Raw genomic sequence first — 18,989 nt, forward strand, 5'->3', positions numbered from 1 at the left:
GGGGCTACTGCTGCTTGGGTGTGTCCTCGGACCCGGCTTGCTGCCCGTCTTCCTGGGGCGCGTTTTGGCCCTCCGTCACGCGGACACCATACTGCGGGCGCCCGTCGGGCAGGTCAGGGTAGCGGACAGCTGCCGGGGGCTGTTGATTCGACGGCGCAGCACCGGCGTGGGTGTTACCGCTTTCCGGCGCGCCGGCTTCACCGTTACCGCGCTGACCGTAGGGGTCGTTCCAGGTGGACGGCCGCTCGGGCGCCTGGCCCGGCTGTTGCAGCGGAGCGCTGTGCTGGTTGTAGTTGGTGGCCTGCGGCGCTCCCGCCTGCGAGGGGTTCATCGGGAGCTGGTGGAGCAGGCGACGGGCCTCGTGGGCTGCTTCAATGGCGACGATGACGTCATAGTTGGTGGCCACCACCTGGCTGGTGGATGTGAAGTCGCGCTTCCCGCGCTGGGTGGCATAGGTGACGATGCCGAACAGCATGAAGAAGGCCGCGCCCATCAGGACCGAGGTGATGATGGAGAACGGTCCGCCGCCCGGGGTAAAGAAGGACAGCATCACGCCGACGAAAAGGCCAAACCACATACCGCTCAAGGCACCTGACAAAGCCACCCTCGGGTAGCTCAGGCGACCCGTCACCCGCTCCACCATTTTGAGGTCGTTGCCCACGATCGACACCAGCTGAACCGGGAACTGCTGGTCCGCCAGGTAATCCACCGCCTTTTGGGCATCCAAATACGAAGTGTACGAGCCAACGGTGTCTCCTTGGGGGACGCTCCGGGACTCCTCGACGGCTTTGGGACCACCAAAAATGTTAGACATAGCCCCATTGTGTCCCATGGACATGTGAAGCGGCTGGAATTCAGCTAAAAGAGAGCAGACTCGGTAGCCTGTAAACATGAGCACACATCCCTCACGCGTCTTTGTCGCGCGCCTGCTCGGCTTGGACGTCTTCGACCCCCTGGGCGATCGTCTTGGCCGGTTGCGCGATGTCGTGGTGCTCTCCAGGGGCACCCGTGGAGCCCCCCATGTGGTGGGCATCGTGGTTGAAGTGCCGGGCAAGAAGCGCGTTTTCGTGCCGATGACCCGCATTACGTCCATCGACCAAACGCAGATCATCTGCACCGGCCTGGTTAACCTGCGCCGCTTCGAGCAGCGGGGAGCCGAGACACTGGTGGTCGCCGAGATGTTCGATCGCCGCGTTACCTTGGCGGACGGCAGTGGAGATGCCACCATCGAGGACATCGCCATGGACCAACACAGGTCCAAGGACTGGTTCGTCAGCAAACTTTTCGTCCGCCGTGGCCATTCCCTGTCGCCATTGAGCCGGCTTCGCCGCAACGAGACCCTGATCATCGACTGGGCCGACGCCCAGACCGGCGCCCACAACGAACCACAGGCGGCGACGCAGTTCGTGGCCACCCACGAGGATCTTAAGCCTGCCGACTTCGCCGAAGCCCTGCAGGAAATGAGCGATAAACGCCGGTTCGAAGTAGCCAGCGAGCTCCAGGACGAGCGCCTCGCGGACGTGCTTCAGGAACTGCCCGAGGACGACCAAGTGGAGATCCTCTCGGCCCTGGACGTGGAGCGCGCCGCCGACGTCCTTGAAGAGATGGACCCTGACGACGCCGCTGACCTCTTGGCTGAGCTCCCCACAGCGCAGGCCGAGGAGCTCCTGCAGCTCATGGAGCCGCAGGAAGCCGAGGATGTGCGCCGGCTCCTGGAGTACGACGAAGACACCGCCGGCGGCCTCATGACCCCTGTCCCTGTCATCCTCCCGCCCGAGGCCACGGTCGCGGAGGCCCTCGCCCACGTCCGGCGCGAGGAGCTTTCCCCTGCCCTGGCGTCGTCGATCTTCATTGCCCGCCCTCCGCTGGAGACACCCACGGGCCGTTTCCTCGGCGTGGTGCATATCCAGCAGCTCCTGCGTTTCCCACCGCCGGAGCCGCTGGGCAACCTTGTGGATAAAAACCTTGAGCCGCTCTCGGACCAGGCCCACATCAGCGAGGTAGCCAGGACGTTGGCCACCTACAACCTGAATTCACTTCCAGTTGTCGACGACGACGGCCGCCTTGTGGGGGCGGTGACTGTTGATGACGTGCTGGATCACCTGTTGCCGGATGACTGGCGCGCCCACGAGGACGACGCCCCTATAAGGAGACTTGGAGGCCGCATTGGCTGATAACAACGCCACCCGATCACCCAAGTCCACTGGACGTTCGGGCAGCAGCCTGGACACTCCCCTGAGCGGGCGCCAACGCATCCTGCCTAAGTTCTCCCCCAACCCGGACGCTTTCGGCAACGCCACTGAGGGCTTCGCCAGGTTTATGGGCACGCCGACGTTCCTCGTCTACATGACGGTGTTCTGTGTGTTTTGGCTGGCTTGGAACTCCTTTGCGCCCACCGAGTGGCAATTCGACCGGATGGAGCTTGGCTTCACCCTGCTGACCCTCATGTTGTCGCTGCAGGCTTCCTACGCAGCCCCGCTGCTCCTCCTGGCACAAAACCGACAGGATGACCGCGACCGTGTCTCCCTCCAGCAGGACCGCCAGCGCGCCGAGCGCAACCTTTCCGATACCGAGTACCTGACCCGGGAACTGGCATCGCTGCGCATTGCCCTGCGTGAAGTGGCCACCCGTGATTACGTCCGCGCCGAGCTGCGGAGCCTCCTGGAAGACATCATCGACGCCCAGGAAGAACTTCGCGAGCATGATCCGGCCACCGACGGCAGCGAATCCTCGGGAGACAAAGTCAAGGAGAAGCTGAAGGAGAAACGGGACAAGTCGCGCGGACCCCGCACCCAGCAGATCCCCAAGGTCCGTCCGCCGCGGTCCGCCGGCCCACAGCATTCCACCGCCAAGCAAACACCCGAAAACCCCGAAAGCCGAGCCTGAGCGTATGAGCACCGTATCTGCCGAGGCGCTCCGTGCTGCCCTGGCAACCGTCATTGATCCGGAGCTCCGCCGCCCCATCACCGAGCTCGGAATGGTGGAATCGGTGTCTGCCGATAGTGCCGGCGCTGTCCACGTTGCTGTCCTCCTGACCATCGCTGGTTGCCCCTTGCGCGAAACCATCACCGGGGACGCCACTGCGGCGTTGTCCAGGGTGCCGGGCGTGACCGGGGTGGACGTGGAACTCAAGGTCATGACACCGGCCCAGCGCGAAGCACTCAAGGAGCAGCTCCGTGGTCCCGGCGGCCAGCGCGGAATTCCGTTCACCAAGCCGGGTTCGTTGACCAAGGTGTACGCGGTTGCCAGCGGGAAGGGCGGTGTGGGCAAGTCCTCCGTTACCGTGAACCTCGCCTGCGCCCTGGCAGCCCAGGGCCTGCGCGTCGGAATAGTGGATGCGGACGTCCATGGCTTCTCGGTTCCAGCCCTTATGGGAATCACTCAGAAGCCCACACAGGTTGACGACATGATCCTCCCTCCGGTGGCTTATGGCGTGAAAGTCATTTCCATCGGCATGTTCGTGGCAGGCAACACGCCCGTGGCGTGGCGTGGCCCCATGCTTCACCGGGCCTTGGAACAATTCCTCACGGATGTGTATTTCGGTGACCTTGACGCGCTGTTCCTCGACTTGCCTCCCGGCACGGGCGACATCGCCATCTCCGTGGCGCAACTACTGCCCAACGCGGAGATCCTGGTGGTCACCACACCGCAGGCAGCCGCCGCTGACGTTGCTGAACGCGCCGGAACCATAGCCACCCAGACGGGTCAAAAAGTTGCCGGCGTCATCGAGAACATGTCGTTCCTGGAAATGCCCGACGGCGGCCGCATGGAATTGTTCGGAAGCGGCGGTGGCGCCACCCTGGCTGAGCGGTTGAGCGCCACCGTGGACACCGACGTTCCGCTGCTGGGCCAGATTCCCCTGGACATCCGCTTGCGGGAAGGCGGGGACGCCGGAAAGCCCGTGGTCTTGGCTGCGCCGGAAACGGCTGCCGCTAAGGCCCTGGAGGGTATTGCCTCAGCCTTGGCTAACCGGCCGCGTGGACTATCCGGCATGCCTCTGGGAATCCAACCCCGCTGACCGGCCCAGCCTGGCATGTCCAGGCGAGCGAACCGCTGCGGTTCGCCTCAGGTGGCTTCAGTGTCGAAAGGCGCGGCTTCGCCATCTGCAAGCCGCTCGATGATCCTCGCCGGAGGTTTGGGTTTGGTGTCCGCAGCAGAGGCAGCCGCTGCGGCGACCGGCGCACCGGCACTGACCGGCTTGGTGTCGTCCTCCAGGAGTGCATCCTTGATGATGCGCCGGGGGTCATACTGGCGCGGATCGTACTTCTTCCAGTCGACCTCATCGATGTCTATGCCGACTTCTTCTTTGATCTGCTCGCGTGCGCCGGATGCCATCCGGCGGACTTCCTTGACCAGGTTGGCGAGCTTTTGAGTGTATTCGGGCAAACGGCTGGGACCGATCACGAGTACGCCGATAATCAGAAGGAGTATGAACTCCGGGCCGTTGATTCCAAACACGCTACGAAGATTACCTTGTCTGTGGTGCCGCTCATAAACCGGCGGGACGGAGGAGGGTCTGGAGGCCGCGCAGGAGTCGCCCGTACCAGGACTCGGAGGTCTCCCCGTGCCCCTCCCGCGTCATGGAATCGCCGGCCCGGACGATTTCGGGGACCGCATCATCAGCGCTTTCCGGAGGCAAGTCAGAGGCGTAACTGATCACGGCGGCGGGCATGGCGTAGACAGCCTTCCACGGCGTTCCCTGGGTGACGGAGAGCTGCGCAGTGCCCGACTGGCCAGCGGATTGCCGGGCGGGTGGCAGGTGCTCCTCCGTGATTGTGGCGTAATGGCCGTTTCTTTCGAGATGGATTTCAACTGCGGGATGTCCGTTGAGCATCGAGGCTTGGGCAGAGACGACGTGGAAGCCCATCGCCAGGAGTTCCGGACAGGCCCACCCTTGGTCCCGCAGGGCGTCCAGTTGCGACGCAGTCAGGCTCATGGTGCTGCCGGCCTTGAACGTCGGATCCATGGCGTCCACTGGTCCAGCGCTCCACGCCCCCACCAGCGCGCCAGCGTTGCTGGTCCCGGCAAGCACCCGGGGTTGGTCATCCCCGGCCACCACGTAAGCGGCGACGCCCAGGGCTCCGGCGCTCACAGCGAGGGTGCCGGCTGCGACCGCGGCGAAACGAAGGCCGCGGGACAGTCCACCCGGTTGGGGCCGGCTCCAGGTTTCCTGTGTCGGTTCGCTGGCCAGCCGTTCTGTGTGCTGGATCAGTCGCGCAGCTAGGTCTTGGCTGGCTTCGGGCACGGCCGCACCCCGGAGCCGCTCAAGGTACTGCCGTTCACGGCCTACGGCGGCGCGGCAGTCCGCACATTTCTGCAAGTGTTCCGGTAGCCGCGAATGGCGGCGGGCAGCGAATGCGCGCCGGGACAGGGCTCCCGGACGGAAAGGACGTCGAGGCATCGACAACCTAGTGGATACTGGCGATGCGGGGCATCTTCAAGCGTGGCTTACGCGCCTCGGCGGGTCGGGGATCGCGGTGGGCCAGCTTCTCGCGCAGCATGGTCCTGCCACGGTGGATACGGGACCTGACGGTCCCCAGCTTCACACCAAGCGCCTCGGCGACTTCGTCATAGGAGAGGCCTTCAAGATCACAAAGGACGACGGCGGCGCGGAAGTCGGGCGGCAGCTCCTCCAGCGCCCGCTGGACGTCCAGGTCAAGATTGTTGTGCTCAAAGCTCTGCTCGGGTCCGGGCTCGCGGCCAGGAAGCCGGGACTCGGCGTCCTCGGCAAGTGCGTCAAAGCGGATGCGGCTCTTACGGCGTGCCTGGTCGAGGAAAAGGTTGGTGGTGATGCGGTGCAACCAGCCGTCCAATGTTCCCGGCTTGAAGTTCTCAAGCGAACGGAACACGCGGACGAAGACCTCCTGAGTGAGGTCTTCGGCGTCGAACTTGTTGCCGGTCAGGCGGTAGGCGAGGCGATATACCTTGGCGGAGTGGTTCGCAACCACTTCCTCCCAGCTGGGCATGACCCATTCGGCAACGGCCTCGAGGCCTTCTGATGTTTGGACTGGCGCAGCATGCGATGCCGGCATCGTCCACTCCCCTCAAACTGTGGTTCACCGAAGAAACCGGTGCCGCCCACCTCATGGATGACCGGAGCAATATCATCCCAAGGTTATCTGGGAATTTCCTGACTGGCCGCCGTTTTCTCCGCAGGGCGGAAAACGTCAGTGGACACAGCCGCATGCCACTCCCCCAACAGCGGGTTTACGCGGGGCAACGCAGTAGTCTGGTACAAACACCCCTACCCGCGGAAAGCGAATCCTTCATGAGTGCCGACAAGTCAACCAGCTGGTCCTATGCAGAAGATCTGCCGGCTGAGGACGACGTCTTGTTGCGTGCCCGGGAGCGGTCTTTCGAGCTGGGTGTTACCCCGATCAGCCCGGGTGTTGGTGCGGTACTGACAGTCCTTGCTGCCGCCTCGAAGGCGCAGACAGTAGTTGAAGTCGGCTCCGGGGCCGGCGTTTCCGGCGTCTGCCTGCTGCGGGGCCTCAGCCCGCAGGCGGTCCTGACAACCATCGACGTCGACGTTGAGCACCTGAAAGCCGCGCGCGAAGCGTTCCTGGAATCCGGCAGCCCGGCAAACCGTACGCGTACGATCTCCGGCCGGGCGGCGGATGTGTTGCCTCGCCTGACGGATTCGGCGTACGACCTCGTCTTCATCGACGCGGACAAGCCGAACTTCCCCAAATACGTTGAACAGGCGGTGCGCCTGCTTAAGTCCGGTGGCACTTTGGTCATCAATGACGCCCTGGATAAGGACCGCGTCTCCAACCCCGCGGCGCGGGACGCCACCACAGTGGTCCTGCGCCAGATCGGCAAAGCCATCCGCGACGACGAGCGCCTGGCTTCGGCCATGCTCCCAACGGGCGACGGACTTCTGGTGGCAGTCAAGAAGTAGCGGGGAGCCGCGTCGAACGGCGCGGCCCTTAAACTCAAAGCAGGGCTCCAGCTTCCGCCGGGCCCTGCCTGGTAAATCTATTCGGTCACACCTACGAGGCATTCCTTGAGGTTCTCCGCTTCGGAGGCGTTGAGCTCGACCACAAGCCGGCCCCCACCTTCGAGCGGCACACGCATGATCAGGCTGCGTCCCTCCTTGGTAACTTCCATAGGGCCGTCGCCAGTACGTGGTTTCATAGCCGCCATTAGGAAAATCCCCTCCATTTGTCCCAAGTACGCCCAACCCGGCCGGGCTGGATCCGCGTAGCAATTGCAGCCGGCGGCACCGCTTGGGAGGCCGCCTTGGCCGGGCACTTTAGGTGCTTTGTCCTTGCTAGTAGTCCATTATCCCGTACTTACCCGTCCGTAACGAAATCAACAGCCTGTTTGTCAGGGCTTTGTACATATTGCCGTTCCGGAACAAAGCTCCACGTCAGGGCGGATAATCGCCGCCACCGGGCAAAGGGGCCCATGCCCAGAGCCATACCACCCAGACGATCTGGAGGAGGATGAACATGACGACGACGGTTCCCCGGTACGCCTTGGACCTGGACAGCATCGCAGTTGCCAGGGCCAGGGGAAACAGCGGCAGGAGCATCCGGAAGGTACTGGTTTGCGGGTGCAGGAACACCAGCAGGTATCCCATGTAGCAGGCGCACCATAGCCGGAGCTCCGTACCCAGCGCCCGCACGGGCCTGGAGATCATGACCAGCACGAACAAAGCCGTGAAGACGAAGGGGGCGAGCACGCCCAGGACAGGACCAAAAAGCATCCGGCCGGTGTCAAACCAGGGCTTGAAGGGCACCAGGTCATGTCCGCGCCAAGCCGTTTCCGTGCGGGTGTAGGCCGCCGGGTCGCCTGTGGCCGCCCAGGCTATGGCTGGCCAGGCGAGGGCTGCGATACATGTGGCTCCCACCAGGGCACCCAGCGACAACAGGCTTCGCGTAGACAGGGGCTGGTTGCCGCCACTGATGCCCTGTACATTCCTTGCCGGCCCGAAACGCTGCCATAGCTGCCAGAGGAACAGGAGACCCACCATCGCCGCGAACGGCACCCCCGCAGGCCGGGACAGGGCCATCAGGAAAACCACGGGGATGGCAGCCAGGTAATGCCGCCGCACGACCAACAGCAGGGACGCGGCAAGGAGCAGGAGGTTCAGGGACTCCGCGTATGGGACCTGGAGGATGGGCGAGACGGGGAAGGTCGAAACGAAGATGACGCCCCACATGGCTGTGCGCCTGCCCGCGACCTCCCTGAAGAGCTGGTGAATGACCAGGGCGGCTGCAAGCCCTGCCACCATCGCTATGGCAGTGAGCGCGGGGAGGGTGCCCAGCCCGGTGACGGCCGAAAGCCCCCGCGCGAGAAAAGGAAACAACGGATAGAAGGCCCAGGCGTTTTCCTTCACCACGCCGTTTTGGTCGATGGGCAGGACGGTCGGGTAGCCGTCGTCAACTGCCTCCTGGTACCAGCGTCCGTCCCAGATGGTGATGAAGTTCCAGTAGTCCGGAGCCGGCGCAAACCATGGGTTGGTTCCTTGCTGCACTGCGGCCGCCATGAAGATGCAGGCGCTGACCAAACGGGCGACGACGAAGGCCACGGCAACCTGAAGCCACCACGGCCACCCGGCCATCCGTGCGCCGGCGTCCGACACTACGCGGGAAAGGCGTGCCGTGGGTCCCACTCCGGCCGGGATCGGAGCCCGGGAACTCACTGCTTGGCCCGGGTGTTCTCGTCGCCGCCGGGCCGCTGCGGTGTGAGCGCTTTGAGCCTCTCGATCTCGCTGTCCTTCGCCTGCAACTGTTCCCGGAGCTCATCGAGCACCTGGTCCACCTGGTCCATCCGGTAACCCCGCAGGCCCAAGGCGAACCGGACCGTATCGACGTCGGACGGCTTGGCGTCCGACGGCAGCAGGACAGGAGGCAGGTTGGGAGTTGGATCATCGAGCCCAGCCCCCATGGAGCGACCGCGAACGATTCCCGCACCCACAAAGAGGGCAGCGCCAACCAGGACAATCGCTACAAACACCAGAAAAAAGCTCACAGGGTCCATGGTGCCAGAAACCCCTTGCTACTCCGGGCGTTGCTCTCCGGTGGGGCTGGGCAGCGGCGAACCATGGAGCACGCGGTGGACGGCGTCTGCCGGGTCATCGACCAACTGGATCAGGTCGAGGTCCTTTTCGGACACCATTCCCTCTGCCACCAATGTTTCCCTGATCCACTCGATCATGGGCCCCCAGAACCGGACTCCCAACAGCACAATCGGGAACGAGGTCACCTTGCGCGTCTGGACGAGGACCATGGCCTCGAAAAGTTCGTCCAGGGTGCCGAGGCCGCCTGGCAGGACAACGAAGCCCTGGGCGTACTTGACGAACATGGTTTTGCGGGCAAAGAAGTACCTGAAGTTGATACCAAGGTCCACCCACTGGTTGAGGCCCTGTTCGAAGGGAAGCTCGATGCCCAGGCCGACGGAGACCCCGTTGCCCTCTACGGCACCCTTGTTGGCTGCCTCCATGGAACCCGGTCCGCCGCCGGTAATGACCGCGACTCCGGCTTCGGCGAGCTTTCGACCAACCTCGACAGCCATCTCGTAGTACTCGGTTCCCGGCTTGGTCCGTGCCGAACCGAACACGCTCACAGCCGGCCCCAGGTCGGCCAAGGCACCGAAGCCCTCAACGAATTCGCTCTGGATCCGAAGGACGCGCCAAGGGTCCGTATGGATGAACTGGCCGGCACCGCTCGTGTCCAGCAAATGCTGGTCCGACATCCCCGTATCGGCCTGTTTGCGGCGAAGCTCCAAGGAGCCCTTGTGCTTGGCAGGCGCTATTTCAGACGGCAGGGGCACATGGGTGGCCTTGACGCGTCCGTTGGCATCCGGATGGGGAACTGGGTGCTGGCTGATGCTCATTGCCCAAGGCTAGTCCCTATGGACCCCTGCTCCGTCCCAGCGACCCGCCTGTTGCATTGCAGTCTGGTATATCGCTGAAGGACAGGTTTCTGTTCAGTCACGATCTTGGGGAAGTTGCCGTGACCGTGGTCATATTTGCGTCTTTGTTCGCTAGATTCTTCGTATGACTACTCAAGCGTCCGGCGATGCCCTCGTCTCACTGAACGGCGTCAATAAGCATTACGGTCAATTGCACGTCCTGAAAGACATCAACCTGCAGGTTAGGAAGGGCGAAGTCGTGGTGGTCATCGGACCGTCAGGCTCCGGCAAGTCCACCTTGTGCCGCGCGATCAACCGCTTGGAAACGATCGACGACGGCGCTATTGCCATTGACGGGAAGAAACTCCCCGAAGAAGGCAAGGACCTCGCCCACCTGCGGGCCGACGTCGGAATGGTCTTCCAGTCCTTCAACCTGTTCGCCCACAAGACGATTCTTGAGAACGTCACGCTGGGTCCGATCAAGGTCAAGAAGGTGGCCAAAGGTACGGCTGACAAGGAAGCCATGGCCCTCCTTGAGCGCGTCGGCGTGGGACACCAGGCTCCGAAGCTGCCCGCCCAGTTGTCAGGTGGGCAGCAGCAGCGCGTAGCCATCGCCCGTGCCTTGGCCATGAAGCCGAAGGTGATGCTCTTTGATGAGCCCACCTCCGCACTGGACCCCGAAATGATCAACGAAGTCCTGGACGTCATGATCCAGCTGGCCAAGGAAGGCATGACCATGATCGTGGTCACCCATGAGATGGGCTTTGCCCGCAAGGCCGCTGACCGCGTGGTGTTCATGGCGGATGGCCAGATCGTGGAAGACGCAACTCCCGAGGAGTTCTTCACTAACCCGAAGAGCGATCGCGCCAAGGACTTCCTGTCCAAGCTTCTGACCCACTAACTCCTCACCGCCCGCACCCCGGCTGTAGAGACCGCACTGTGGCCGTACGACGGCCAACCAATGAAAGGAATGTCATGAAGGCTTTTATTACCCGGAGGAAGTCGCTCCTGGTGGCAGCTTCTGCCGTGCTCGCCCTCTCGCTGAGCGCTTGCGGCGGTGGCGGCAGCTCCACCACTCCTCCTGTTGCTTCGGCGAGCTTCGATGCCGGCACCACGATGGAGAAGCTGAACAAGGCGCAGAAGATCACCATCGGCACCAAGTTCGACCAGCCGCTCTTCGGCCAGAAGGGCCTTGATGGCAAGCCTGTCGGTTTCGACGTTGAAATGGGCAAGGCAATCGCCGCCAAGCTGGGCATCCCGGCCGACAAGATCGAATGGGTGGAGACCGTCTCCCAGAACCGCGAATCGTTCATCGAGCAGGGCCGCGTTGACCTCGTCATCGCTACCTACACCATCAACGATGCCCGTAAGGAAAAGGTGGCTTTCGCCGGACCGTACTACGAAGCCGGCCAGGCATTGCTGGTGAACAAGGACGACAACTCCATCACCAAGCCCGAGGACGTCAAGGGCAAGAAAGTTTGCTCCGTCACCGGGTCCACCCCTGCCAAGACCATCGCTGAGAAGTACGGCGCAGAGGTTGTCCCTGCCGCAACCTACACCGCTTGCCTTGAGCCGCTGCGTAACAAGCAGGTTGTGGCTGTGACCACCGACAACGTCATCCTCGCCGGCTACGTCGACAAGGAACCGGACGCCTTCAAGCTCGCTTCGGACACGACCTTCACCAAGGAGCCTTACGGCATCGGCCTGAAGAAGGACGATACTGTCTTCCGCAACTGGATCAACGACCAGCTTGAGGGCTTCGAGAAGGACGGCACGTACAAGAAGGCCTGGGAAGCCACGGCAGGCAAGGTCATCAAGACCACGCCTGAACTTCCTGCGATCAACCGCTACTAGTCGGGACAAGTCAGCTGCCGCCGCCCGATGGACGGCGGCAGTTGACGAATCCAGGACCCTGTTCCCTGATTAGCTGCAGCCAAAGGAACCCATGGACGCCGTCATAGCAAGCCTCCCCCAATACTGGGACGGATTTCTCCGAACCCTTTACCTTTCCGTCATTTCAGGAATCATTGCCCTCATCGTCGGGACAATCCTGGCGGCCATGAGGGTCTCCCCCGTGGCTGCCCTCCGCGGATTCAGCACGTTCTACGTTGAAGTCGCCCGAAACACTCCCCTCACCATCATCTTCTTTTTCGCAGCCATCGTCCTTCCGCGGTTGGGCGTCAAGTTCGAACAATTCGAAGTGGCTGCCATCATCGCTTTGAGCAGCTACACAGCCGCTTTCATCGCTGAAGCAGTCCGTTCCGGCGTCAACAGCGTGCCGGTGGGGCAGGCCGAAGCTGCCCGAAGTATCGGCATGACCTTTATCCAGGTCTTGGGCTTCATTGTCCTTCCCCAGGCTGTCCGTACCGTGATTCCGCCGTTGATCAATATTCTGATCGCCTTGGTCAAAAACTCCTCGGTAGCCGGCGCCTTCTTCGTCCTTGAGCTTTTCGGCTACGGTCGCAAGCTCTCCAACGACTACGGCGACCAGGTCCTCTGGATCCTCCTTGGGGTGGCATTCTTCTACCTCCTGATCACAGTGCCGCTGGGCCTCCTGGCTCACTTTGTTGAACGTAAGGTGGCGATTGCCCGATGACCTCGGTTCTGTACGACGTCCCCGGGCCCAAGGCCCGCCTCTACTCGCTCATCGGCTCCGCCGTCGGCATCCTGATCATCCTGGGCGTACTCGCCATTGCGGTGACCACCCTGGCACAACAGGGCATCTTCGACTCCGAGCGTTGGGAAATCTTCTACGGTCCCATGGCCCCCGATGTCTGGAGCCTCATTGGGCAGGGCATCCTCTCCACGCTGGCAGCAGCAGCGGTAGCAGCGGTCATCGCTTTCCCCCTCGGCATTGCGCTGTGCCTGCTGCGGATTTCCCTGATCGCCTGGATCCGTATCCCCACCCAGGTGGTGCTGGAATTCCTGCGTGGCATGCCCGTGGTCCTCATGATGTTGTTCATCCTGCTGGTCTTCGCCACCGGACAGTTCCAGGCAGTGGTGGTGGGCCTGACGCTATACAACGCCGCCATCTTTGCCGAAATCCTCCGTGCAGGCATCCAGTCGCTGCCCAAGGGACAACGCGAAGCGGGCCTGGCAATTGGCCTGCGGAGCTTCCAGTCCCGGATGTCCATCGAGTTCCCGCAGGCCGTCCGCCGCATGCTTCCGTCACTGGTGGCACAGCTGGTGGTCCTGCTGAAGGACACCTCGCTGGGCTACATCGTGGGCTACGAGGAACTCCTCCGGAAGATTCAGATCATGGCCGACTTCCTGGGCCCGGACTTCCTGTTCCCGGCTTTCTTTGTGGGCGCTGCGATCTACATCCTGATCAACCTGACGGTGTCCCGGATTGCGATCCTGATTGAGCGCCGCGGCTCCAAGAAGGCCGCGGGTGGCATGGCTCCGATGACTATTCGCACTGGCCTCGAAGGGACCGGCAACGACCCCGTTGCGCAGAACGTGGTTCCTGGCGCGGAGAACCCGGAAAAGAAGTAATCTCCGCACCACGCAAAGAAGGTCCGCAGCCACCAGGCTGCGGACCTTCTTGTTCGCGGGCTAAGCCAGCCACGTCCTCAGTGCCCGCAGGCACTCACGGATGGCATCGGCGTCGACGTGTTCGTTGTCCTTGTGTGCCAGCAGTGGGTCGCCGGGGCCGAAGTTCACAGCCGGGATGCCCAGCTCGCTGAAACGCGCGACGTCGGTCCATCCGTATTTGGGCTTCGGTTCAGCACCGACAGCGGCAACGAAGGACGCCGCGGCGGGGTGGTTGAGTCCTGGCCGCGCGCCGGCGGCAGCGTCGGTGCGGACGACGTCGAACCCCTCCAGGAGTTCGCGGACGTGGGCTTCTGCCTGGTCCGGGGTCTTGTCAGGGGCGAAGCGATAGTTGATCTCAACCACGCAGCGGTCCGGGATGACGTTACCCGCAGTCCCACCGTTGATTTTCACCGCGTTGAGGCTCTCGCGGTAATCGAGGCCGTCCACATTGATGGTCTGCGGCTGGTAGGCGGCGAGCCGGGCCAGGATAGGGGCTGCCGCGTGGATCGCGTTCACACCCATCCATGCCCGCGCTGAGTGGGCAGTTTCGCCAACGGTGGTGGCCTCGAAGCGGCTGGTGCCGTTGCAACCACCCTCCACCGTGCCGTGGGTTGGCTCCAGCAGGATCGCGAAGTCACCCTCCAACAGGTCCCCGTGATTGCGGACCAAGCGTCCGAGCCCGCTCTTGACCGCTTCCACTTCCTCATGGTCGTAGAAGACGAAGGTGACGTCCTTGTCCGGCTGCCTGCCGTCGTCGAACATTGTTGCCGCGAGGGCAAGCTGAACAGCGACGCCGCCCTTCATGTCCGTGGTGCCACGGCCATAGAGGACGCCTTCACCAGGAACGCCGGATTCCCACGTGGCCGGTACGGTGCCCAGCGATCCCTCCACGGTGGGCAGGGGCACGGTGTCCAGGTGCCCGGCCAGGATAACGCGCTCGGAGCGGCCAAGTTCGGTACGTGCAATGATGGCGTCGCCGTCCCGGATCACGGTATAGGCAGGGATGGCGCGCAAAGCGGACTCAACGGCGTCGGCGAGCTCAGTCTCATTACCGGAAACGCTGTTGAAGTCGATAATTGCGGCAGTCAGCAAGGCAACGTCCTGGCGCAGGTCAAGGAGGGCGGGAGCAGGAATCTGGGTCACCCGTCCAGCCTAATGCCCGCAAATGCGACTTCTGTGGCGTGAGACGGGTTTTAACCGACCTCTGCCTGCTGGATAGACTTGGCCCATGACTGAAACTGCTTCCTCCGCTGCGCCCGCACAGGCGCCCGTAAACAACCGATCGGCCTACGGATTCGGCCTCGCCACCATCGCCACCTCGGCGTCCGGGGAAGCAACCGTGCTGGACGTCTGGTACCCGGCCCCAGCTTTGGGCGTCGCAGCTGACTCCCTGAGGGACGTGGAGAACGCCGATCCTGCGCTGACAGCACTCGCGGACGATAGCAAGGATGCAGATCGCGGCACCGAGCAGAAGGTGGTCTTCGCACAGATCGACCTCGACGCCGCCCCGGCTGACACCGCGGATGCCTACCTCCGCCTGCACCTCCTCTCGCACCGACTGGTCACGCCGAACAGCATCAACCTGGACGGCGTCTTCGGCAAGCTTCCCAACGTCGTGTGGACCAACTTCGGCCCCGCAGCGGTTGACGGCTTCGAGTTGACCCGCGCACGCCTGCGCAAGCGCGGCAACGTGGTGGTTTACGGCGTGGACAAGTTCCCGCGCATGGTTGACTACGTGGTCCCCTCCGGTGTGCGCATTGCCGACGCCGACCGCGTCCGCCTCGGCGCCCACCTCGCCGAAGGCACCACCGTGATGCACGAAGGCTTCGTGAACTTCAACGCCGGAACCCTCGGCACCTCCATGGTGGAAGGCCGCATCTCGGCCGGCGTCGTGGCTGGCGACGGAACGGACGTCGGCGGTGGAGCGTCCATCATGGGCACACTCTCCGGTGGCGGCAAGGAAAAGATTGCTCTGGGTGAGCGCGTCCTGCTCGGCGCCAACTCCGGCGTGGGCATCAGCATCGGCGATGATTCCGTGGTCGAAGCCGGCCTGTACGTCACGGCAGGAACCCGTGTTCGGGTTCCTGGCCCCAAGGACGAGAACGGCGAGGACACCAGCAAGATCATCAAGGCCGTTGAACTCTCCGGAGTCCCCAACCTGCTCTTCCGCCGCAACTCCACCACCGGCGGCGTGGAAGTCCTTCCGCGCAAGGGCCAGACGGTGGAGCTGAACGAGGCACTTCACGCCAACTAGCAGGAGGAAATCCGTGCGCCGGTTCCGCCGCGCCATCGTTGCGGTGCTGGCATTGGCCCTCGTAGCAGGGGCCATCTACGCGATCGTAGTTGTACTGCAGCGCTCCGAAACCCTGGTTACGGAGCGCTGCGTCGCCGTCGTGGGTTCTGAAAGCCACGAACTGGCCACGGACCAGGCCGCCAACGCTTCGCTGATCTCCGCGATCTCCGTCAAGCGGGGCCTTCCCCCGCGTGCCGCGAGCATCGCCCTCGCCACGGCGATGCAGGAGTCCAGGCTCCGCAACATCAACTACGGTGACGACGCCGGCCCCGACTCCCGCGGCCTGTTCCAGCAACGGCCCTCGCAGGGCTGGGGCACGGAAGCCCAAGTGATGGACCCCGTGTATGCAACCAACGCGTTTTACGACGGGCTGGTCAAAGTGCCCGGCTTCGAAACCATGGAGATCACCCAGGCCGCGCAAGCCGTCCAGCGCTCAGCGTTCCCGCGCGCCTACGCCCAGCATGAGCCGATGGGCCGGGCCTTCGCTTCGGCGCTGACCGGACACTCGGAGTCTTCACTGAACTGCGAACTGCGCATGCCGGAAGCGGCGGGCGACCCTGCCGCCGTCGTCGATGAACTTTCGACGGCGTTCGGCACCCAGGCGGCCACGGTCCAGGGCCGTACGGTGCAGTTGGATATCGCCGGAACCCAAGCCTGGGCTGTGGCTCATTGGGCGGTGGCGAATGCCAAGACGCTGTCCATCACGCAGGTTGATGTTGCCGGCCAGACCTGGAACCGGGAGAAGCGGAACGGCTGGCAAGCGTCGGCGGCCCCATCCGGCCCCGTCACCATCACGGTGTCCGCCCCCACCACTTGAGTCAGGCCAGGAGCTCTACCACCGGCTGGACGTAACTGCGGAACACATCCGGCTCCGACAGGAGCCGATGGCTCATGATCATGGTGTTGGGCTCCAGATACCAGGCACGGGGTTCGTTGAGCGGGAGTTCGATGATGGTGAGCTCGAAGTCACGCGAACTCCTCCCGACCTCCAGGAGCCTGTCCTCCACCATCTCGTTCAGCACGTGGGTGACGCCATTCGCCTCGCGCGCCGCTTCCAGGTCCGCGTACTCGTCGATCCTGTCCGTTGCCCAGCCAAGGGCTGAACCAAAATGGGCCTGCAGGACACGCTGGAGGGCCGGCGAATTCCCGAAAGCCTTGAAGCTGGGCGGCGCCAGTTCCGAGGCCGGCTTGGGATACGACTTAACGAGGCTCTCCCACCAGGCCTCCCACTCGGTCTTGAGGGCCTGGATGCCTCCTACATCCGACGTAAGGTGGCTATGGTCGGCGTGCCGGACCTTGGGGGCCGCGTGGGACAGCAGCGGTGTACCGGCATCGTCAAGACCGGCAATGTCGCGCAAGTACAAGGCGATGAGCATCGGCCCTGATGTGTCCATGGTGATGCGCCATCCCGGGCCGCCCGACTCATGCATCCGAATTCCTCCCTTTGGCAGGTCCCCGACATGTCCCAGTCTATTCCCGTTGGCCCCCGGCGGTAGAGGCCCGGACCCACTGCTTGGCAGGCCTGCGGTAACCGCTAATGCGCCGCCGGCAACGCCTCCAGGGAACGCAGGTGGGCGGCGAGGACGTCGCTGCACATCTCAGCGGTCATCCACTCGGGCTGGAGCAACGCGTGCATGCACAGCCCGTCAAGGGTGGCCAGGAGCCTCTCGGCTTCCGCCACGAGTGTTTGATGGGCCTCGGCTTCCCCGGGGCTCAGAAGCATGATGAGACGCCCGACGACGGCGGCTACGGCACGGTGGCTCCGCTCGGCTTCTGCGGCCAGTACCGGTTTGATGCGTGCAGCGTGGCGGAAGGCCATCCAGACGCAGGCATCCACCGCCAGTTCTTCGTCCAGGGGAAGGAATTGGCCGAGCAGGTTCAGGACGGCCGCATGCTGTTCCTTGCTGCCGGGGGGCTCCGCTTCGACGCCGCTGAGCGCGGCCTCGAGCCTGCCGGCAATACGGTCAATCACCGCGCCGAAAGAGAAGGCCAGGAGTTCGTCGCTGCTGGCGAAGTAGTGGCGTACCGAGCCCACTGCCAGCCCGGCCTCATCTGCTACTTCCCTCAGGGATGCCCGTTCCAAGCCATCACTGGCAATGATCCGGAAAACAGCTTGGACAACTTCCTGGCGCCGGGCTTCGGCATCAACAATTTTGGGCACTAATTGTTTTTAGCACGAACGTGCTTCCACAGCGCTCAACACTGAGCGGCGTGGCTTCGATTTCCGATAGCGTAGGGACCATGAAAATTCTTGTCACGGGTGGCACCGGCTACATCGGTTCGCACACCGTTTTGTCCCTTCAGGAAGCCGGCCACGACGTCGTCGTACTGGATAACCTGGTGAATTCCAGCGAGGAATCCCTCCGCCGGGTCTCGGAGCTGACCGGCAAGAGTGCCGCTTTCCACAAGGTTGACCTGGTGGACGAGCCCGCCGTCGAAGCCGTTTTCGACCAGCACCAGATCGACGCCGTGATCCACTTCGCCGGGCTGAAGGCAGTGGGCGAGTCGGTTCAGGAGCCACTGGCCTATTACTACAACAACATTGTGGGCACGCTGAACCTGCTCCGGGCCATGGACAAGCACGACGTCCGCTCGATCGTCTTCAGCTCCTCCGCAACCGTATACGGCGAGCACAACCCGATCCCCTACATCGAGAAGATGGAAATCGGCGCCAACAACCCTTACGGTCGCACCAAGGAACAGATCGAGGACATCCTCTCGGACCTGGGCAACGCGGATGACCGCTGGCATATCGCACTGCTGCGCTATTTCAACCCCGTGGGCGCCCACCCGTCGGGCCGCATCGGCGAGGACCCCCAAGGCATTCCCAACAACCTCGTGCCGTTCATCGCACAGGTGGCCGTGGGACGCCGGGAGAAGCTCATGGTGTTCGGCGGAGACTACGACACCCCTGACGGCACCGCACAGCGCGATTACATCCACGTGGTGGACCTCGCGGACGGCCACGTGGCAGCCCTGAATTACATTGCCGAACGTGCAGGCGTTCGCCGCTGGAACCTCGGCTCGGGCCGCGGCTCCTCCGTCCTTGAAGTCCTGCGCTCCTTCGAGAAGGCCGTCGGCCAGCCGATTCCCTACGAGATCACTGGCCGCCGCGCAGGCGACCTCCCCGCATTCTGGGCCGACGCTTCCTCCGCCCTGGCCGACCTCGGCTGGTCCACCACCAAAACCGTGGACCAGATGTGCGAGGACCACTGGCGCTGGCAGAAGAACAACCCCTACGGGTACAACGCCTCCTAAAGCAACGCGGGGTCACTTATGGCCGATGTTGGGGTCCCCAAGG

Annotated in this window: 22 protein-coding genes; 11 read left to right on the forward strand and 11 right to left on the reverse strand. The window is 63.4% G+C overall.

Going from position 1 to position 18,989, the window contains the following annotated elements; translation table 11 throughout:
* Positions 1–4 precede the first annotated feature (4 nt).
* Complete coding sequence (locus J2Y68_RS07860; RefSeq protein WP_309991889.1) at positions 5–814, reverse strand: YflT domain-containing protein; 810 nt, start codon at positions 812–814, stop codon at positions 5–7.
* Positions 815–890: 76 nt separating this feature from the next.
* On the opposite strand from J2Y68_RS07860, the gene J2Y68_RS07865 reads away from it, so the two are divergent.
* The 3 genes from J2Y68_RS07865 to J2Y68_RS07875 are packed head-to-tail and all read left to right on the forward strand — an operon-like array spanning position 891 to position 4,018.
* Positions 891–2,174: a magnesium transporter MgtE N-terminal domain-containing protein gene (locus tag J2Y68_RS07865; protein ID WP_211714270.1), complete on the forward strand. Its 1,284-nt coding sequence runs from the start codon at positions 891–893 to the stop codon at positions 2,172–2,174.
* Positions 2,155–2,886: a DUF1003 domain-containing protein gene (locus tag J2Y68_RS07870; protein ID WP_309991894.1), complete on the forward strand. Its 732-nt coding sequence runs from the start codon at positions 2,155–2,157 to the stop codon at positions 2,884–2,886. The genes J2Y68_RS07865 and J2Y68_RS07870 overlap by 20 nt, the downstream gene beginning before the upstream one ends.
* Before the next feature lie 4 nt (positions 2,887–2,890).
* Positions 2,891–4,018, forward strand: coding sequence for an Mrp/NBP35 family ATP-binding protein (locus J2Y68_RS07875; RefSeq protein ID WP_309991897.1), 1,128 nt, complete (start codon positions 2,891–2,893; stop codon positions 4,016–4,018).
* A gap of 47 nt (positions 4,019–4,065) precedes the next feature.
* On the opposite strand, the gene J2Y68_RS07880 is transcribed toward J2Y68_RS07875, so the two are convergent.
* From J2Y68_RS07880 to sigE, 3 genes are read right to left on the reverse strand one after another with little or no spacing between them, the layout of a single operon-like run.
* The gene (locus tag J2Y68_RS07880; protein ID WP_309991900.1) at positions 4,066–4,458 is read right to left on the reverse strand and encodes a Sec-independent protein translocase family protein; all 393 of its coding nucleotides are present in this window, start codon (positions 4,456–4,458) and stop codon (positions 4,066–4,068) included.
* A gap of 31 nt (positions 4,459–4,489) precedes the next feature.
* Complete coding sequence (locus J2Y68_RS07885; protein WP_309991902.1) at positions 4,490–5,401, reverse strand: hypothetical protein; 912 nt, start codon at positions 5,399–5,401, stop codon at positions 4,490–4,492.
* Positions 5,402–5,408: 7 nt separating this feature from the next.
* The gene (sigE, locus tag J2Y68_RS07890) at positions 5,409–6,032 is read right to left on the reverse strand and encodes an RNA polymerase sigma factor SigE (protein WP_211714275.1); all 624 of its coding nucleotides are present in this window, start codon (positions 6,030–6,032) and stop codon (positions 5,409–5,411) included.
* Positions 6,033–6,268: 236 nt separating this feature from the next.
* Here sigE and J2Y68_RS07895 point away from each other — a divergent pair, with 236 nt between their 5' ends.
* Complete coding sequence (locus J2Y68_RS07895) at positions 6,269–6,901, forward strand: O-methyltransferase (RefSeq protein WP_211714276.1); 633 nt, start codon at positions 6,269–6,271, stop codon at positions 6,899–6,901.
* A gap of 77 nt (positions 6,902–6,978) precedes the next feature.
* Here J2Y68_RS07895 and J2Y68_RS07900 read toward each other — a convergent pair whose 3' ends face one another.
* The 4 genes from J2Y68_RS07900 to J2Y68_RS07915 form a co-directional block, all read right to left on the reverse strand.
* Positions 6,979–7,146, reverse strand: a complete 168-nt coding sequence (locus tag J2Y68_RS07900; protein ID WP_211714277.1) for a DUF3117 domain-containing protein — start codon at positions 7,144–7,146, stop codon at positions 6,979–6,981.
* Between the two features lie 226 nt (positions 7,147–7,372).
* Positions 7,373–8,569: a hypothetical protein gene (locus J2Y68_RS07905; RefSeq protein ID WP_309992599.1), complete on the reverse strand. Its 1,197-nt coding sequence runs from the start codon at positions 8,567–8,569 to the stop codon at positions 7,373–7,375.
* Between the two features lie 77 nt (positions 8,570–8,646).
* Positions 8,647–8,988, reverse strand: coding sequence for a DivIVA domain-containing protein (locus J2Y68_RS07910; protein WP_309991908.1), 342 nt, complete (start codon positions 8,986–8,988; stop codon positions 8,647–8,649).
* Between the two features lie 18 nt (positions 8,989–9,006).
* Complete coding sequence (locus J2Y68_RS07915) at positions 9,007–9,843, reverse strand: LOG family protein (protein ID WP_309991910.1); 837 nt, start codon at positions 9,841–9,843, stop codon at positions 9,007–9,009.
* Between the two features lie 163 nt (positions 9,844–10,006).
* Between J2Y68_RS07915 and J2Y68_RS07920 the strand changes: the two genes are divergently transcribed.
* From J2Y68_RS07920 to J2Y68_RS07935, 4 genes are all read left to right on the forward strand, one after another.
* On the forward strand, positions 10,007–10,762 hold the full coding sequence (locus J2Y68_RS07920; RefSeq protein ID WP_235516869.1) for an amino acid ABC transporter ATP-binding protein: 756 nt from the start codon (positions 10,007–10,009) through the stop codon (positions 10,760–10,762).
* A gap of 74 nt (positions 10,763–10,836) precedes the next feature.
* Positions 10,837–11,715, forward strand: coding sequence for a glutamate ABC transporter substrate-binding protein (locus J2Y68_RS07925; RefSeq protein ID WP_309991913.1), 879 nt, complete (start codon positions 10,837–10,839; stop codon positions 11,713–11,715).
* A gap of 91 nt (positions 11,716–11,806) precedes the next feature.
* Complete coding sequence (locus J2Y68_RS07930) at positions 11,807–12,457, forward strand: amino acid ABC transporter permease (RefSeq protein WP_257369277.1); 651 nt, start codon at positions 11,807–11,809, stop codon at positions 12,455–12,457.
* On the forward strand, positions 12,454–13,356 hold the full coding sequence (locus J2Y68_RS07935; RefSeq protein ID WP_309991917.1) for an amino acid ABC transporter permease: 903 nt from the start codon (positions 12,454–12,456) through the stop codon (positions 13,354–13,356). The genes J2Y68_RS07930 and J2Y68_RS07935 overlap by 4 nt, the downstream gene beginning before the upstream one ends.
* A gap of 60 nt (positions 13,357–13,416) precedes the next feature.
* On the opposite strand, the gene dapE is transcribed toward J2Y68_RS07935, so the two are convergent.
* Positions 13,417–14,538 carry a succinyl-diaminopimelate desuccinylase gene (dapE, locus tag J2Y68_RS07940; protein WP_309991921.1) on the reverse strand — a complete coding sequence of 374 codons (1,122 nt, stop codon included), beginning with the start codon at positions 14,536–14,538 and terminating at the stop codon, positions 13,417–13,419.
* Between the two features lie 85 nt (positions 14,539–14,623).
* Here dapE and dapD point away from each other — a divergent pair, with 85 nt between their 5' ends.
* Together dapD and J2Y68_RS07950 are read left to right on the forward strand one after the other, a co-directional pair.
* Entirely contained in the window at positions 14,624–15,649 is a 1,026-nt protein-coding gene (dapD, locus tag J2Y68_RS07945; protein WP_309991925.1) for a 2,3,4,5-tetrahydropyridine-2,6-dicarboxylate N-succinyltransferase, read from the forward strand.
* Positions 15,650–15,662: 13 nt separating this feature from the next.
* Positions 15,663–16,505, forward strand: a complete 843-nt coding sequence (locus tag J2Y68_RS07950; protein ID WP_309991928.1) for a hypothetical protein — start codon at positions 15,663–15,665, stop codon at positions 16,503–16,505.
* Between the two features lies 1 nt (position 16,506).
* On the opposite strand, the gene J2Y68_RS07955 is transcribed toward J2Y68_RS07950, so the two are convergent.
* Positions 16,507–17,118 (reverse strand): hypothetical protein, encoded by a 612-nt coding sequence (locus J2Y68_RS07955; protein ID WP_211714287.1) that lies wholly within the window; start codon positions 17,116–17,118, stop codon positions 16,507–16,509.
* A 104-nt stretch (positions 17,119–17,222) separates the two neighbouring features.
* Positions 17,223–17,849 (reverse strand): TetR/AcrR family transcriptional regulator, encoded by a 627-nt coding sequence (locus tag J2Y68_RS07960; protein ID WP_309991930.1) that lies wholly within the window; start codon positions 17,847–17,849, stop codon positions 17,223–17,225.
* 80 nt (positions 17,850–17,929) lie between these two features.
* Between J2Y68_RS07960 and galE the strand changes: the two genes are divergently transcribed.
* Positions 17,930–18,946, forward strand: coding sequence for a UDP-glucose 4-epimerase GalE (gene galE, locus J2Y68_RS07965; protein WP_235516892.1), 1,017 nt, complete (start codon positions 17,930–17,932; stop codon positions 18,944–18,946).
* Positions 18,947–18,989 lie beyond the last annotated feature (43 nt).

Source organism: Paenarthrobacter nitroguajacolicus, assembly GCF_031455195.1.
GTDB classification, from domain to species: domain Bacteria; phylum Actinomycetota; class Actinomycetes; order Actinomycetales; family Micrococcaceae; genus Arthrobacter; species Arthrobacter nitroguajacolicus_D.

Bases quoted from the DNA above. Each gene is read 5' to 3' on its own strand.
- J2Y68_RS07860 (WP_309991889.1), bottom strand. From the start codon at position 814: ATGTCTAACATTTTTGGTGGTCCCAAAGCCGTCGAGGAGTCCCGGAGC.
- J2Y68_RS07865 (WP_211714270.1), top strand. From the start codon at position 891: ATGAGCACACATCCCTCACGCGTCTTTGTCGCGCGCCTGCTCGGCTTG.
- J2Y68_RS07875 (WP_309991897.1), top strand. From the start codon at position 2,891: ATGAGCACCGTATCTGCCGAGGCGCTCCGTGCTGCCCTGGCAACCGTC.
- J2Y68_RS07885 (WP_309991902.1), bottom strand. From the start codon at position 5,401: ATGCCTCGACGTCCTTTCCGTCCGGGAGCCCTGTCCCGGCGCGCATTC.
- sigE (WP_211714275.1), bottom strand. From the start codon at position 6,032: ATGCCGGCATCGCATGCTGCGCCAGTCCAAACATCAGAAGGCCTCGAG.
- J2Y68_RS07895 (WP_211714276.1), top strand. From the start codon at position 6,269: ATGAGTGCCGACAAGTCAACCAGCTGGTCCTATGCAGAAGATCTGCCG.
- J2Y68_RS07900 (WP_211714277.1), bottom strand. From the start codon at position 7,146: ATGGCGGCTATGAAACCACGTACTGGCGACGGCCCTATGGAAGTTACC.
- J2Y68_RS07905 (WP_309992599.1), bottom strand. From the start codon at position 8,569: ATGGCCGGGTGGCCGTGGTGGCTTCAGGTTGCCGTGGCCTTCGTCGTC.
- J2Y68_RS07910 (WP_309991908.1), bottom strand. From the start codon at position 8,988: ATGGACCCTGTGAGCTTTTTTCTGGTGTTTGTAGCGATTGTCCTGGTT.
- J2Y68_RS07915 (WP_309991910.1), bottom strand. From the start codon at position 9,843: ATGAGCATCAGCCAGCACCCAGTTCCCCATCCGGATGCCAACGGACGC.
- J2Y68_RS07920 (WP_235516869.1), top strand. From the start codon at position 10,007: ATGACTACTCAAGCGTCCGGCGATGCCCTCGTCTCACTGAACGGCGTC.
- J2Y68_RS07925 (WP_309991913.1), top strand. From the start codon at position 10,837: ATGAAGGCTTTTATTACCCGGAGGAAGTCGCTCCTGGTGGCAGCTTCT.
- J2Y68_RS07930 (WP_257369277.1), top strand. From the start codon at position 11,807: ATGGACGCCGTCATAGCAAGCCTCCCCCAATACTGGGACGGATTTCTC.
- J2Y68_RS07935 (WP_309991917.1), top strand. From the start codon at position 12,454: ATGACCTCGGTTCTGTACGACGTCCCCGGGCCCAAGGCCCGCCTCTAC.
- dapD (WP_309991925.1), top strand. From the start codon at position 14,624: ATGACTGAAACTGCTTCCTCCGCTGCGCCCGCACAGGCGCCCGTAAAC.
- J2Y68_RS07955 (WP_211714287.1), bottom strand. From the start codon at position 17,118: ATGCATGAGTCGGGCGGCCCGGGATGGCGCATCACCATGGACACATCA.
- galE (WP_235516892.1), top strand. From the start codon at position 17,930: ATGAAAATTCTTGTCACGGGTGGCACCGGCTACATCGGTTCGCACACC.